The sequence below is a fragment of the Ramlibacter humi genome, assembly GCF_004681975.1.
GTDB classification, from domain to species: domain Bacteria; phylum Pseudomonadota; class Gammaproteobacteria; order Burkholderiales; family Burkholderiaceae_C; genus Ramlibacter; species Ramlibacter humi.
In genome coordinates, this window is the sequence record NZ_SMLK01000001.1 from 406905 (window position 1) to 420113 (window position 13209).

Here is a 13209-nt window from a genome sequence, read left to right on the forward strand (position 1 = left end):
CGCCACGCTGGGAAGCTCTGCAGGCGTGCGTTGTTGCTGGAGGTCAGAGCGAGACATGGTGCTGGGAGGCTCTGCGGGCGCGGCGGGTGGCGCCTGTCGCGGCCTCATGCTCCAGCGGCCGTGCTTCGCTGACGCTCGCACAGGTTTCCTGCCGAATCGGCCGCGCCAGGCGCCACCCGCCGCGCCGGCACGCGCGTGCGGGAATGACGCAGACGGTGGCTGTTCATTCTTTGGACCCGCGCTCTGGTTCCGCGCGCCAGGCCGGGCACCGCCTGGCGCGAGGGCGCGCTCTGCTGAACTCCCAAAAAAACGGGCCGGGATTCCCACCCCGGCCCAACTCCCTTGAAACTACTTTCCCTTCCCTTTCCCTTTTCGCTCTCCCTTGCTCTCGCCCTTCTCGCGTGACAGCTATCGAATCGTGAACGGCCCGCCGCCGGAGTTGCTGATCGTGAAGCGGCCGTTGCCCTGGTAAGTCACCTCGACCATCTGGCCTTGTCCGCCGGTGATGGAACCCACCGTGCCGCCGGACGTGCGGTTGCCTTGCGAGGTGTAGATCAGCCCGCCTGTGCCGTTGAGGCCCGCGTCGGCGACCGTGACCCAGTTGCCGTCGAACGAGAGGCTGACGGCGCGGTACCAGCGGTTTTCGCCGTACCAGTTCCAGTTGCCGCCGGCGTCGGGGCTGATGAAGACGTAGCCGGTGTGGCCGTTGACGTCGTCGCGCGGCTCCAGCGCGCTGACGATGCGGCCGTCGCCCGACACGGCGACACCCGACCAGTTGGAGAAGCCGAAGCGCTTGGCCCAGGTCACGCCGCCGTCGGCGCTGGTCCACGGGAAGCCGCCGTTGTCCAGCGCGGCCATGCGCAGGCCGTCGCTGCTGGCGGCGACGAAGGTCCAGTTGCCGGTGGGCGGGTCGACGGGGTCGTTGACCGCGGGCTTGGTCCAGGTGGCGCCGCCGTCCTGCGACACCCAGACGCCCTGGCGCGTGGCGTCGCCGGAGAACTTCGATGCCACCGCTACCAGGCGCAGGCCGTTCTCGGAACCGGCGATGCCGCGCCAGTCGGTGTTGCCGGTGCCGGCGGCGGCGTTGAAGGTCGCGCCGCCATCGGTGGACAGCTGCACCGCGCCGCCGTTCACCACGCCGGCGATGCGCTGGCCGTCGGCGGAGAGGTACACGCCGGTCCAGAACTGGTTGACCGACGTGCGCGCGGTCCAGGTCATGCCGTAGTCGTTGGACGCGTAGAGCAGGCCGTCGCGAACGGCGGCGACGAGGCGGCTGCCGTCCGGCGTCATCGCCATCGCGCTCCACGCGGCGGCGGGCGCGTTGCTGCGCGTCCAGGTCGCGCCGCCGTCCTGCGAGACGTAGATGCCGCCGCCGTTGGCCGCGGCCGCGAGGCGGTTGCCGCTGGCCGAAGAAGCCGTCAACGACCAGTTCTGGTTCGGCTGCGCGGCGTCCACGGTGCGCGGCGTCCACGCCGTGCCGGGCACCACGTTGCCGGGCAGGTTGGTCGTCTCCACGTACTGCAGTTCGTTCTGCGCGAGCCGCCACGGCGCGGTGCCGGAGCCGGTGACGCGCACCGTGTCGCCGGCGCGCAGGCTGGCGTTGGCGGGTAGCGCGATCACCCACGGCGTGCTGCCGCTGGCCGTGACCGTGTAGCTGCCGTTGGGCGTGGCTTGCTGCGACACGCCAGGGGCGGGCGCGGAGGTCGGCGCGGGTGTGGGGGCGGGGGTCGGTGCGGGCGTGGGGCCAGGCGCAGGTATCGGCGCGGAGGTAGGAGCCGGCGTGGGCGCGGCGGTCGGGGCCGGGGTCGGCGAAGGAACCGTTTCCGGTTCGCCCGTGACCGTCCCGTTGCCCGACGCCGTGGCTTGCGTGGCGTTGGTGTTGTTGCTGGCGACCGTGTCCGCGCCGCCGCCACCACCACCGCACGCACTGAGCCACAGCGCCGCCAGCGCCGCGCTGATCACGACCGCCGAGCGCTGCGCTCCGCCATGCCCTTGCTTGTCCATCTTCCCTTTGCTCCCTCGAATGCGATTGCTGCGACGGGGGAATTCTCGAAAGCGGGGGCTGCCTCGGCCGTGGGCCTACCCGCAGAGTCAGCGTAGGAGGGGCTGGCTCGGCGGTGTCGGGCGCGCGCCGAGCCCGAAGGGGCTATTGCCCAGCCAGGACGAAAAAAAGCCGGGCCCTGAGGCCCGGCTCTTTCGTCTCCCTCCCTGCAGGGTGACAGCGTGATCCGGATTTACTGGCCCACGATCGTGCCCGAGGACACGTAGACGCGGCCGGTCGTGGCGCCGAAGGTGCCGGCGGCCAGCACCATGCGGGTGGCGGCGCCGTCGATGGCGATCGAGCGCCAGTTGCTTTCACCGGCCGGCGAATCCATCACCGAGAACGAGGTGCCGCCGTTCGTGGAGACCAGCAGCTCGCCGCCCAGCGTGCCGCCGGCGCGCGAGGACAGGCTGGCCACGATGGTCTGGCCGTCGCCGGACACGTCCACCGAGGTGTACGCGCCGCCGGTGGCGTCGCCGCGCACCCAGGTGGCGCCACGGTCGTGCGACACGTAGATGCCGGTGCTGTTGACGCCCGCGAAGTCGGTGTTGGCGACCGCGACGATGGTGTTGCCGTCCGGCGTGATCGCGCTGCGGTACCAGCTGTCGGCCACCGCCGTGCCACCCACGGTGACGGGCAGCGGGTTGATGGTGACGCCGCCGTCGGTGGACAGGTACAGGCTGCCGTTCTGGCTGCCGAGGATCACCACGTTGCCGTCGGCCGAGCTGTCCACCGTGCGGAACGCGGCGCCGGCGACGGCCTGGGTCGTGAACGTCGGCGTGGCGGCGGTGCCGTTGGCCGAGCGGTACACGTTGCCGTTGATGTCCACGGCGACGATCATCGTGCCGTCGGCGGAGACGGTCACCGATTCGTAGCTCAGGTTGCCGCCCGCGTTGTACGCGGTGTCGATCACCGCCCAGGTGGCGCCACCGTCCAGCGAGCGGTGCATCGCGCCGCCGAAGCCCAGGACCACGATGGTGTTGCCGTCGGCGCTCATGTCGGCCGCGATCCAGCTGCCGGTGTTGGACAGCGTGGTGTCGGTCCAGGTGGCGCCGCCGTCGCGAGAGATCGCGAAGGGGCCGGGGATGGCGCCGGCGACCATCACCGTGCCGGCCTGGTTCTCGTTGACCCAGTGCCACATCTGCGGCGTGCTGGTGGAGCCGCCGGTGGCGGTGGCCCAGGCCAGCTGGGTGGCGGGCGCTGGCGTCGGCGCCGGCGCCGGCGCGGGGGCGCCGGTGCCGCCGCCGGCGGCCGGCGCAGGTGCGGACGTGCCGCCATCGGTGGCCACGGGGGTGCTATCGCCGCCGCCGCCACCACACGCTGCAAGCCACATCGCGGCCAGCGCAGCGGTAATCACCACACGGGTTTTCGTTTCTCCCTTGAACATCTCGAGCCTCCAAGTTGCTGATAAGACGCGATCGATACACGTCGCAACGGATGGTCTGCATTCCCAACCTCGGCCGCTTGCGCGTTTGGAGCGTCTCTCTGTAGGAGAAATGCCCAGCGGAAACTCTGCCGATTGCGAACTGCAACAGTGCCTAGTTCGCGGGGGCTATGCACTAGCCCCATGGGGCTATCTCGTGCGCAGCCGACTGCCGCGCACGCGGCGTCCTGCCGGGCAGGAATCCATCTGCGCGATCGCGGAAAAAAGATCGATGCGCCGCGCGGTAAGCTCGCCCGCATGGAATACCGACGCCTTGGCCGCAGCAACCTGCGCGTATCCGCCCTGTGCCTGGGCACGATGATGTTCGGCGACCAGACCGATGCGAAGGAAGCGTCGTCCATCGTGGCCGACGCGCGCGATCGCGGCGTGAACTTCCTCGACACCGCGGACGTGTACACGAAGGGCGCTTCGGAAACGATGGTGGGCGAGCTGCTGCGCGGACAGCGCGACGACTGGGTGCTGGCCACCAAGCTGGGCAACGCCATGGGCGACGCGCCCAACCGCTCGCAGTACTCGCGCTGGTGGATCGTGCGCGAGGTGGAAGCCAGCCTGAAGCGCCTGCAGACCGACCGCATCGACGTGCTGTACCTGCACCGCGACTTCGCGGGCATGGACTTCGAGGAGCCGCTGCGCGCGCTGGGCGACCTGATCCAGTCGGGCAAGCTGCTGTACTGGGGCGTGTCCAACTTCCGCGGCTGGCGCATCGCCGAGGCGGTGCGCACCGCGCGCGAACTGGGCGTGCCCGGGCCCGCGGTCTGCCAGCCGTACTACAACCTGCTCAACCGGATGCCGGAAGTCGAGATCCTGCCGGCCTGCGAACACCACGGCCTGGGCGTGGTGCCCTACAGCCCGATCGCGCGCGGCGTGCTCACCGGCAAGTATCTGCCCGGGCAGGCGGCCGCCGAAGGCACGCGCGCCGCGCGCGGCGACAAGCGCATCCACGAGACCGAGTTCCGCGAGGAATCGCTGCGCATCGCGCAGACGCTGCTGCCGCATGCGGCCGCCCGCGGCGTGACGCTGGCGCAGTTCGCCACCGCATGGGTGCTGGCGCACCGCGCGGTGAGTTCGGTCATCGCCGGCCCCCGCACGCTCGAGCAGTGGCAGGCCTACCCGGCCGCGCTGGACTGCCGGCTGGAAGCGGAAGACGAGGCGCTGATCGATTCGCTGGTGGTGCCCGGCCATCCGTCCACGCCGGGCTTCAACGATCCGGCGTACCCGCTGCCGCCGCGGCGCTAGTCCGACCGGGCCGGGAGGCTGTTGCGAATCCCGACACCCTGTTACGCCCCGCTCCTACACGGACGCTGGGTGCCCGCCGCCTAACCTGCTGCCCAAAGCGCCGCAGATGCGCGAACAGGGAGAAGAGATCGATGCAGGATGCGCAAAGAGAGCGATCGGCCCAGCGCTTCGGGTTGGCGTTGCCGATCACGATGGAAGGCGAGGAATGCGCCTGCCATGACCTCAGCGCGACCGGTGTCCTGCTGGAATCCGCGGCCGCGCCCGACCTGGGCGCGCACGTGTCGCTGACGCTTCAGTACCAGGCCGAAGGCCGCGAGTTCAGCCTCGGCTGCCAGGGCGAGGTGGTGCGCGTGGAGCGGCACGGCGAGAACTACAACATCGCCGTGCGGCTGGACGAGCCCCTGTTCAAGGACGCGGTGCCGCAGGAAGGCGGCACCGGCTGAGCCGGTGCCCGATGGCGAAGGGAGAGAAAGAATGGCCATGGCCGAACCCCGGGTTGTCGTGCCGCTGCGGCGGCGCGAGGAAAAGCGAGGCGCCGAGCGCTTCGAGATGGAACTGCCGCTGACCGTGGCCAACGGCCAGGGCGGCATCACGCGCGATGTCAGCCTGTCGGGGCTGTCGTTCACCTCGCGCCAGCCTTACGTCGTGGGCGAGCACATCGACCTCACGGTGGACTACCTGCTGGACGGGCACAGCTTCCCGCTGCGCTGTGAAGCCGTGGTGGTGCGCTGCGAGCCGGCGGACGGCGGCTTCACCGTCGGCGCCAAGCTGACCACGGCTTTCCTCGAATAGCGCGCGCCGGTTCCGACCCGGGCAGTCGGGCATGGCCGCCGCGTGATAATGCGCGGATGGGTTTGCTCAAGAAGATCTTCAGGAACGACGGACGCGAAGGGCCGGCTTCGGAAGCGCCTTCGGGCACCCGTTTCCAGGACAGCGACAGCGGCGGCGAGAACGAGACCGAAGCCCAGCGCACCGCCGTGCGGCGCGAACTGGTGCAGGTCACGCTGCGCGAGACCATGCGACGCCACGCCATCCCTTCCGACTGGCTGGACGTGCGCATGCTGCCGGTCGTCACCCGCAAGAACAAGAGCGGGCTGCACGTGCAGCTGATCGTCAAGCAGGGGCAGGGCAGCCTGCTGACCTACATCCCCGCTTTCCAGAGCGCCTTCATGGCCGAGATCGAGAAGTTCGAGCCGCGCGCCTGGGACTGGCTGCTCAGCATCTCGTGGCAGTTCTCCGGCATCAGCGCCAGCAGCGCGGGCGAGCTGCCCGGCTCCGGCGACTGGAAGGTGGTCGACGGCAGCGCCGCGGGTGCCGTCGCCGCGGTGCCGGACACCGGCCCCGGCAGCCTGGGCGCGCAGGCGGATGCCGGCATCGACGACGACGTCGCGCAGGACCTGAAGGCGCTGTTCGCCATCCGCGACGCGGCGCTTCGCAACGAAACGCCGCTGTCTCCGCCGGACGAGAACGACTTCGAGCCGACGCGGCCGGGCTTCACGCCCAGCGGCGGCGGCCCGGGCTCCTAGGGCAGGAACTCCACCCGGTCGGCGATCAGCACGTCGTTGACCACGCGCGCGCCGGTGACGCCCACCTTGCGGCCATTGAGCAGGTCGGCCGCGGTGCCGCCGACGAACGTGGCACCGCTCGCGTCGATCGTCTGGCCCTTGACCTTGAAATCCGACACGGAGCGCAGGGCGCCCACGGGGCCGGTGGCGCTGAACGACTCGGCCGCGTCGGGGTCCAGGCCGCCGCCGTGCTTGACCTTCACGCGTCCCGCCACCAGCACACCATCGCGCACTTCGCCGGTCACCTCCAGGCTGGTGCCCACGCCCACGGAGCGCGTGTTGCCGGTCCATTGAGCGGCCGAGCCGTCCACGGCCACGCCGTCGACCTGGAGCGATCCGAAACCGGTGAACTGCGTGACCAGCCCGGCCACGGTCAGCCGCAGTCCTTCGGTCAGCGGCTGCGGGTACCACTGCTCGACGGTGGTGGCGCGCAGCGGCTGCCCCGGCGCGTTGCCGCGCACGCGGACCACCGCGCCTTCGGCGAGCTGGGCCACCGTCCAGCCGGGGAAGTCGGCCGCGGCATAGTTCACCACCTGGCCCGCGATGCGGAAGGTCTTCGCCGAAGTGTCCAGCTGCTCGACGGCGCCCGACACCACCGGCGGCTGCGCCGTGGCGAGCTTCTCGACCCGGGTGGCCCGCAGCGGCTCGCCGCGCGCCACCAGGCCATGCACCTGCAGCTGGTCGCCGGCGCGCAGGTCCGCCACCGAACCCAGGCCGCCCGCGAAGACGGTGGACGGATCGGTCTCCACCGGGACCGAGGCGACCTCGAAGGCGGTGCCGCTGGTCACCGAAGACATGGCGCCCCGCAGGTCAGCCGCCGAGATCACCAGCGTCGCCGTGCCGTTGACCAGGTCGGCGGCGAGCTGCCCGGTGACGCGCACGGTCATGCCCAGCTTCAGCTCGCTGGTGTCCTGGAGCTGCAGCGTGGCGGTGTCCGTGTCGAACCGCACGCCGTTGACGATGATGCTGCCGAAGCCGCTGACCGATCCGACGCCGCTCGCGCTGGCGGCCGGGATCCCCGTGCCGCCCGAGCCCACGCCGCCGGGGTCGATGCCGGTGCCGCCGGAGCCGACGCCGGCGAAGTCGCCGTCCCCCGAAAAGCTGCCTCCACCCCCGCCGCAGCCCACCGCGGTGAGCATCGCGGCCAGCAGCAGGGCCGCCAGGAACTGCAGGCGCCTCGTCATTCCCCGGCTTCCTCCCGCTCTTCGTGGAAGAGGTAGATGCCGATGCGCAGCCGCCGCGACCCCTGGCCGCCGGTGCGCGCGATCGCCTCGGTGAGCTGGCCGACCAGGTCGCGGTGCAGCTGCGACCAGTTCTGGCGCACCGACTGGTGGACGCTGTCCACGTCCGATTCGGAAAGGCCTTCGGCGAACACCGCGCGCTCCAGCATCAGGGGCGCCTCGCCGAGCGTGTTGGACACCGCCGCCGCCGCGTGGTCGCGCAGGTTGTCGCCCAGGAAGGCGAGGGTGCTCTGCAGGTCGGCGGTGGGCACGAAGCCTTCGGCCGTCAGCTCCACGTGATTGGCGCCGGTGCGCGAGCACATGCCCAGGCGCATCAGTTCGTCCAGCACGGCGCGGTGGTGCACGTCGCCGCGGCTGGCCTCGCGCGCCACGTCCTCGAACGACAGGTCTTCGCCGTTGGCCGCGACGGGCAAGGTCTGCAGGGCGGGGTTCTGTGTGGCCAGCTGCAACCAGCGCGTGAAGGTCTTGGCCGCGGCCGACAGCTCGGTGTGCGGCAGCGGGTCGGCCGGCCGGCGCACGCGCGCCGTGACGTCCTTGCGGTTCAGGCCGGTGGTCACGGCCAGCTGGCTGATGTTGGGTGCGGACACGCCCTGCCGGCGCCAGAGCCGCGTCGCTTCATCCAGCAGCAGGTCTCGCAGCATGGACTCCAGGTGCGGGTGCTTCAGGCCCATGCCGAGGGCGAGCCGCACCAGCGGGCGCATCACGCGCGCGCAGGCGGACTGGGCCCAGGTAAGTCGGTCTTGCATCCGGGATCGTCGCGTCAGGTCATTGGGTGTCTCCGGAGCATTGTTCCCAGCCGCGATGTAACCGTGCGCATATTTCCCATGCGGATGGCCCCCGAAGGCCAGTGAATAGTCTGAACGGGTCATGGGTTCGCGGGAACCGCAGAGCCAGCCGTCAGGCCGCGAAGCGATGGATGACCTCGTAGCCGCGGCCCGGCACGTTGTGCACGAGAACGTAGCCTTCGCGCACTCGCCAGGCGATGCCCTCCGCCGATGTCCCGGGAGGCTGCGCGCCTTGCGCGTGGCGCGCGAACGTGACGTGGGGACGGTAGCGCCTTTCTTCCACGGGCCAGCCGAAGCGGCGCAGCGCATCGCCCAGCGCCGCGTGCAACCGCGCGAGCGCGGGCGGCGCTTCCCATTCCATCACCGCGATGCCGCCGGGCCAGACGCGGCAGCAGCCCTCCATCAGATCAAGTTGGAACGGCTCGGATGGCACCTGCGTGTTCGCCGCCAGCGCGGCGACGCGGGCGATGGGCACCGCGCCGAGGAAGTGCAGCGTGATGTGCAGCCGGTCTACGGGAACGGGCTTCGCACCCGCGGGCCATTGCCACAGCCGCTGCCGGTCCGACAGGGCCGCGCGCACCTCTTCATTCGGCCACAAGGCGAAGAACAGGCGCGCGGAGGCCGTGGAACTACTCATGCGAATCGGCTGTTGATGAGCCCACAAGCTGAGTCCGCGTTGGTAGAGTCGCGACCCTCATGCCGTTCCATCCCGACCGAACGACCGAGTGAGCCGGCCCGAACTGCCGCCCGAGTTGCGGCGCTTCATCCTGACCAGCATCCCTTCGGTGCCTTACCTGGAAGCGATGCTGCTGTTGCGCGCCGAGCCGGCCCGCGAGTGGGCCGCGCCCGACGTCGCGCGACGGCTGTACCTGCCCGAGCCGCGGGTCGTCGAGCTGCTGCAGGCGCTGGCGGAAGCCGGCATCGCGCAGCCGGCGCCCGGCGGGTTCCGCTACGGGCCCGCCGAAGAGCTGCGCGAGCTGCTCGATTCGGTGGCGGCACACTATGCCGCCGACCTCGTGGGCGTGAGCGACCTCATCCATTCCCGTGCCGGCAAGAAAGCCCAGCAGTTCGCCGATGCGTTCCGCTGGAGAAAGGACTCCTGACATGGCGGCCGTCGTGTACTTCCTGTGCGCCCTGACCTGCGCGACGTGTTTCGTGCTGCTGTTCCGCAGCTGGCGCGCCAGCGGGCTGCGCCTGCTGTTCTGGAGCGCGCTCTGCTTCGCGGGCATGACGATCAACAACGTGCTGCTGGTGCTGGACAAGCTCTTCGTGGAGCGCGACCTCGGGCTGCCGCGCCTGCTGATGGGCCTGTCGGCGCTGCTGCTGCTGCTGTACGGGCTGGTCTGGGAGGAGGAATAGCGCATGAACCTGAATCCGATGCTGGCCGGCGCCACCATCCTGGCCAACGCGGTGGTGGGGCTGTTCTTCTTCCGCTACTGGCGCAACACGCGGGACAGCTTCTTCCTGCTGTTCGCCGCCTCGTTCTGGATCGAGGCCGCCAACCGCATGGCGCTGGCGCTGGTCGTCGGCAACGAACTGGAGCCGGTGTTCTACATGGTGCGCGTGATCGCGTACGGCCTGATCGTCGTCGCCATCGTGCAGAAGAACCGCAAGGCCCCGTAGCCCGCCGCTAGAGCTTGGGGATCCGCAGCGTCTTGCTGATCATCAGGCTGCCCGACAGCACGTACAGCAGGGCCATCGGGTGCAGGGTCCACGGGCCCAGGACCAGCGCGCCGCCCCACAGGTCGTCGCCCGTGTGTCCGCGCCACGCCGCCACGGCCAGCACAGCCGTGAGGACCACGCTGGTGGGGATGGGCGTGCCTTCGAAGTACGACACCTTGCCGGTGTTGCCCGCCATCGCTTCGGCGGTGACGTTGTAGCGCGCCAGGCGGCTGACGCCGCAGCAGACGAAGTAGACCAGCGCGGCCACGTCCCAGCCGCCCTGCATCCCCGCCGCGAAACCCAGGGCCGCCGGCGCGACGCCGAAGGAGATGACGTCCGAGAGCGAGTCCAGCTCGCGTCCCAGCGCGGAATGCTGGTGCCGGGCGCGGGCGATGCGGCCGTCCAGCACGTCGAAGGCGAAGGCCGCGGGCGCGAGCGCCGCCGACGCGAGGAAATGCGTCAGCTCGCCGCTGGCCAGGAACTGCATCGCCAGGAAGATGGCGCCCACGCCGCAGGCCGCGTTGCCCAGCGTGAAGAAGTCGGCGAGGTGGAAACCCCGCAGCATGGAGAAGTGGCGCGGCGCGGTCTGCTGCATGGTGTGCCCCTGGTGGATGGGCTCACCATAGGTCGCCGTGCGGGCGCGGCCGGTCGTCCCCCGGCACGCGCTGCTGTCGGCTGTGTCCGACTCGCGGCCGGTTACTGGCGGATCTTGCCGGTGCCGCTGATGATGGACAGCTCGACGAAGCGCGAACCGGTGCGCACGCCGGGCCTGAACCCCACCAGGTAGCCGCCCAGGTCCAGCCGGTCCATGGCCTCCAGCGCCGAAGCGATGCCTTCGCGCGTGGGCCTGGCGCCCTGGCGGCGCACGGCTTCGACGATCACCTTGCCGGTGATGAAGCCTTCCATCATCGCGTAGCTCACCGGCACCTCCAGGTCCTTGGTCTTCGCGACCGTGTCGGCGAATTCCTTGGCGATGCGGCTGGAGATCTTGTACGGGCTGGGCGTCACCTGCGCGATGGCCACGCCCTGCATCTGCTCCTCGGACAGGCGCTTGGACAGCTGCTCGATGTCGGCGCCGGAATGCGCGAAGAGCTGCGCCGTGCCGCCGCCGGCGCGGTACTGCTCGATGAAGCCGGCCGCCGCGGCGCCGGTGGCCACCATCAGGATGGCCTGCGGCTTCTGCTTCAGGAACGTGTCGACGGCGGGGCCGATGCTGGCCGTGCCCGCGGGGTAGGCAGCCTTGGTGCCGATGGCCACCTTGGCCTTGCCGGCCGCTTCGTCGGCGGCGGCCAGCAGCGCCGGCGCGCCCGGGCCTTCCTCGTACAGCAGGCCCAGCCGCGTGATGCCGATGGTGGCCAGGTGCTCCACGACCTTGTTCAACTCGTCGCGCAGGCCCGCGCGCACGTTGTAGACCCAGGGCACGTCGGGCCGGATCTCGCCCGTGCGGTAACCCACCAGCGCGATCTTGTCTTTTTCCAGCAGGCCCGCCTTGATCAGGTCGGCGACGTTGCGGCTGCCGAAGTAGCCGGCCAGCACCAGCGGCTTGTCTTTCTCGAGCAGTTCCTTCGTGCCGGCGATGGTGTCCTCGGGCCGGCCGCCGTCGTCCTTGCGCACCAGGGTGAAGGTGTGGCCGTTGACGCCGGCGGCGTTGGCGTTGCCGAAAGCCAGCTGCATGCCGGCCGCATAGGCACGGCCCTGCGCGGCTTCCAGCCCGGACATCGGGCCGACCTGGCCCACGACGATCTGGGCCGCGTGGGTGAGCAAGGGGACCGCCAGCGCAAGCGCCGCGGCCGAAACACGGATGGTGTTCTTCATTCCTGGTCTCTTTTGTCCTGCAAACGCGATCCCACCTTAGCGAGAAGTGCCTGGCGGCGCACTGTGGAAAGTGCGGAGGGATCGCATCCGGTGCGCAATTTGTCGCGCCGGTGTCCAATCGGGTTCATGTCGTCGTCCCGTGCCGTCACGTTCTTCGCCGCGCCCCCCGCGCCCTCCCACGCCGTCGAATCCCGCTATGCCTGGCTGCGGCTGGCCGTCTCGCTGCTGCTGATGACGGTGGGCGGCGTGGGCATGTATTCGGCCGGCGTGGTGCTGCCGGCCATCCAGTCGGAATTCGGCCTGGCGCGCGGCACCGCTTCGCTGCCGTACACGCTGACCATGATCGGCTTCGGCGTGGGCGGCGTGCTGATGGGACGGCTGGCCGACCGCTTCGGCGTGATGGTGCCGGTGGCCATCGGGGGCGCCGCGCTGGGCGCGGGCTTCATCCTCGCGGGCCTCGCGCCGGGGCTGTGGACCTTCTGCCTGGCGCAGGGGCTGCTGATGGGTTTGTTGGGCACGTCCGCCACGTTCGCGCCGCTGGTGTCGGACACCTCGCAGTGGTTCGATCGCCGCCGCGGCACCGCGCTGGCCATCTGCATGAGCGGCAACTACGTGGCCGGCGCCATCTGGCCGCCGGTGATGCAGCATTTCATCGACGCTTCCGGCTGGCGCCAGACCTACGTGGGCATCGGCGTTTTCTGCCTCGCCACCATCCTGCCGCTGGCGTGGTTCCTGCGGCCGCGGCCGCCTGCGGCGGCGGCGCCATCCGCCGCGGCAGGCAGCGACGCGCCGTCCACCAGCCGCCCGATGGGGCTGTCGCCCGCCGTCGCGCAAGGGCTGCTGTGCGTCGCGGGCGTGGCCTGCTGCGTGGCGATGGCGATGCCGCAGGTGCACATCGTCGCGTACTGCACCGACCTGGGCTTCGGCGCGGCGCGCGGCGCGGAGATGCTGGCGATCATGCTCGGGATGGGCGTGGTCAGCCGGCTCGTCTCGGGATGGATCTCGGACCGCATCGGCGGGCTGCGCACGCTGCTGCTGGGGTCGGTGCTGCAGGGCATCGCGCTGTTGTCGTTCCTGCCGTTCAACGGACTGGTGCCGCTGTACCTGGTGTCCGCGATGTTCGGCCTGTTCCAGGGCGGCATCGTGCCTTCGTACGCGCTGATCGTGCGGCAGCACTTCTCGCCGGCGGAAGCGGGCGCGCGGGTGGGGACGGTGCTGATGGCCACGCTGTTCGGCATGGCGCTGGGCGGGTGGATGTCGGGCGCGGTGTTCGACCTCACCGGCTCGTACCGCGCGGCTTTCCTGAACGGCATCGCATGGAACGCGCTGAACCTGTCCATCGTGCTGTTCCTGCTGCACCGGGTGCACAGGATGGCGCGGGCGTAGTTCGCCGGCGGGGCGGCGCCGGATGAGTTGCTAT

At 70.5% G+C, this 13209-nt stretch carries 15 protein-coding genes; 8 read left to right on the plus strand and 7 right to left on the minus strand.

What is annotated here, in order from left to right; genetic code table 11:
* Positions 1-408 precede the first annotated feature (408 nt).
* On the minus strand, positions 409-2004 hold the full coding sequence (locus tag EZ216_RS01980) for a sialidase family protein (protein ID WP_135247897.1): 1596 nt from the start codon (positions 2002-2004) through the stop codon (positions 409-411).
* Between the two features lie 230 nt (positions 2005-2234).
* Complete coding sequence (locus tag EZ216_RS01985; protein ID WP_239024250.1) at positions 2235-3398, minus strand: WD40/YVTN/BNR-like repeat-containing protein; 1164 nt, start codon at positions 3396-3398, stop codon at positions 2235-2237.
* Between the two features lie 324 nt (positions 3399-3722).
* Between EZ216_RS01985 and EZ216_RS01990 the strand changes: the two genes are divergently transcribed.
* From EZ216_RS01990 to EZ216_RS02005, 4 genes are all read left to right on the plus strand, one after another.
* Positions 3723-4721, plus strand: coding sequence for an aldo/keto reductase (locus tag EZ216_RS01990; RefSeq protein WP_135247898.1), 999 nt, complete (start codon positions 3723-3725; stop codon positions 4719-4721).
* 131 nt (positions 4722-4852) lie between these two features.
* Positions 4853-5164, plus strand: coding sequence for a PilZ domain-containing protein (locus EZ216_RS01995; protein ID WP_135247899.1), 312 nt, complete (start codon positions 4853-4855; stop codon positions 5162-5164).
* Positions 5165-5201: 37 nt separating this feature from the next.
* Positions 5202-5513 (plus strand): PilZ domain-containing protein, encoded by a 312-nt coding sequence (locus EZ216_RS02000; protein ID WP_167772806.1) that lies wholly within the window; start codon positions 5202-5204, stop codon positions 5511-5513.
* 56 nt (positions 5514-5569) lie between these two features.
* Positions 5570-6247 carry a hypothetical protein gene (locus EZ216_RS02005; protein WP_135247901.1) on the plus strand — a complete coding sequence of 226 codons (678 nt, stop codon included), beginning with the start codon at positions 5570-5572 and terminating at the stop codon, positions 6245-6247.
* Here the strand turns inward: EZ216_RS02005 and EZ216_RS02010 are convergent.
* The 3 genes from EZ216_RS02010 to thpR all read right to left on the minus strand — a co-directional run bounded on the left by EZ216_RS02010 (position 6244) and on the right by thpR (position 8949).
* Complete coding sequence (locus EZ216_RS02010) at positions 6244-7470, minus strand: DUF5666 domain-containing protein (RefSeq protein WP_135247902.1); 1227 nt, start codon at positions 7468-7470, stop codon at positions 6244-6246. The two genes, EZ216_RS02005 and EZ216_RS02010, sit on opposite strands and share 4 nt — an antisense overlap.
* A complete protein-coding gene (locus EZ216_RS02015) occupies positions 7467-8273 on the minus strand; it encodes a DUF6502 family protein (RefSeq protein WP_135247903.1) in 807 nt (268 codons plus the stop codon). Before EZ216_RS02015 ends, EZ216_RS02010 begins: the two co-directional genes overlap by 4 nt.
* Before the next feature lie 151 nt (positions 8274-8424).
* Positions 8425-8949, minus strand: coding sequence for an RNA 2',3'-cyclic phosphodiesterase (gene thpR / locus EZ216_RS02020; RefSeq protein WP_135247904.1), 525 nt, complete (start codon positions 8947-8949; stop codon positions 8425-8427).
* A gap of 88 nt (positions 8950-9037) precedes the next feature.
* On the opposite strand from thpR, the gene EZ216_RS02025 reads away from it, so the two are divergent.
* The 3 genes from EZ216_RS02025 to EZ216_RS02035 are packed head-to-tail and all read left to right on the plus strand — an operon-like array spanning position 9038 to position 9935.
* Entirely contained in the window at positions 9038-9415 is a 378-nt protein-coding gene (locus EZ216_RS02025) for a hypothetical protein (protein ID WP_135247905.1), read from the plus strand.
* Position 9416: 1 nt separating this feature from the next.
* Positions 9417-9671 carry a DUF5985 family protein gene (locus tag EZ216_RS02030; RefSeq protein WP_135247906.1) on the plus strand — a complete coding sequence of 85 codons (255 nt, stop codon included), beginning with the start codon at positions 9417-9419 and terminating at the stop codon, positions 9669-9671.
* Positions 9672-9674: 3 nt separating this feature from the next.
* The gene (locus EZ216_RS02035) at positions 9675-9935 is read left to right on the plus strand and encodes a DUF5985 family protein (protein WP_239024251.1); all 261 of its coding nucleotides are present in this window, start codon (positions 9675-9677) and stop codon (positions 9933-9935) included.
* 7 nt (positions 9936-9942) lie between these two features.
* On the opposite strand, the gene EZ216_RS02040 is transcribed toward EZ216_RS02035, so the two are convergent.
* Both EZ216_RS02040 and EZ216_RS02045 read right to left on the minus strand, forming a co-directional pair.
* Complete coding sequence (locus EZ216_RS02040; protein ID WP_135247907.1) at positions 9943-10569, minus strand: CDP-alcohol phosphatidyltransferase family protein; 627 nt, start codon at positions 10567-10569, stop codon at positions 9943-9945.
* A 101-nt stretch (positions 10570-10670) separates the two neighbouring features.
* A complete protein-coding gene (locus EZ216_RS02045) occupies positions 10671-11789 on the minus strand; it encodes an ABC transporter substrate-binding protein (RefSeq protein WP_135247908.1) in 1119 nt (372 codons plus the stop codon).
* Positions 11790-11915: 126 nt separating this feature from the next.
* Between EZ216_RS02045 and EZ216_RS02050 the strand changes: the two genes are divergently transcribed.
* Positions 11916-13175, plus strand: coding sequence for an MFS transporter (locus EZ216_RS02050; RefSeq protein ID WP_135247909.1), 1260 nt, complete (start codon positions 11916-11918; stop codon positions 13173-13175).
* The last annotated feature ends 34 nt before the right edge of the window (positions 13176-13209 follow it).

Bases quoted from the DNA above. Each gene is read 5' to 3' on its own strand.
- EZ216_RS01980 (WP_135247897.1), bottom strand. From the start codon at position 2,004: ATGGACAAGCAAGGGCATGGCGGAGCGCAGCGCTCGGCGGTCGTGATC.
- EZ216_RS01990 (WP_135247898.1), top strand. From the start codon at position 3,723: ATGGAATACCGACGCCTTGGCCGCAGCAACCTGCGCGTATCCGCCCTG.
- EZ216_RS01995 (WP_135247899.1), top strand. From the start codon at position 4,853: ATGCAGGATGCGCAAAGAGAGCGATCGGCCCAGCGCTTCGGGTTGGCG.
- EZ216_RS02000 (WP_167772806.1), top strand. From the start codon at position 5,202: ATGGCCGAACCCCGGGTTGTCGTGCCGCTGCGGCGGCGCGAGGAAAAG.
- EZ216_RS02005 (WP_135247901.1), top strand. From the start codon at position 5,570: ATGGGTTTGCTCAAGAAGATCTTCAGGAACGACGGACGCGAAGGGCCG.
- EZ216_RS02010 (WP_135247902.1), bottom strand. From the start codon at position 7,470: ATGACGAGGCGCCTGCAGTTCCTGGCGGCCCTGCTGCTGGCCGCGATG.
- EZ216_RS02015 (WP_135247903.1), bottom strand. From the start codon at position 8,273: ATGCAAGACCGACTTACCTGGGCCCAGTCCGCCTGCGCGCGCGTGATG.
- thpR (WP_135247904.1), bottom strand. From the start codon at position 8,949: ATGAGTAGTTCCACGGCCTCCGCGCGCCTGTTCTTCGCCTTGTGGCCG.
- EZ216_RS02030 (WP_135247906.1), top strand. From the start codon at position 9,417: ATGGCGGCCGTCGTGTACTTCCTGTGCGCCCTGACCTGCGCGACGTGT.
- EZ216_RS02035 (WP_239024251.1), top strand. From the start codon at position 9,675: ATGAACCTGAATCCGATGCTGGCCGGCGCCACCATCCTGGCCAACGCG.
- EZ216_RS02040 (WP_135247907.1), bottom strand. From the start codon at position 10,569: ATGCAGCAGACCGCGCCGCGCCACTTCTCCATGCTGCGGGGTTTCCAC.
- EZ216_RS02045 (WP_135247908.1), bottom strand. From the start codon at position 11,789: ATGAAGAACACCATCCGTGTTTCGGCCGCGGCGCTTGCGCTGGCGGTC.
- EZ216_RS02050 (WP_135247909.1), top strand. From the start codon at position 11,916: ATGTCGTCGTCCCGTGCCGTCACGTTCTTCGCCGCGCCCCCCGCGCCC.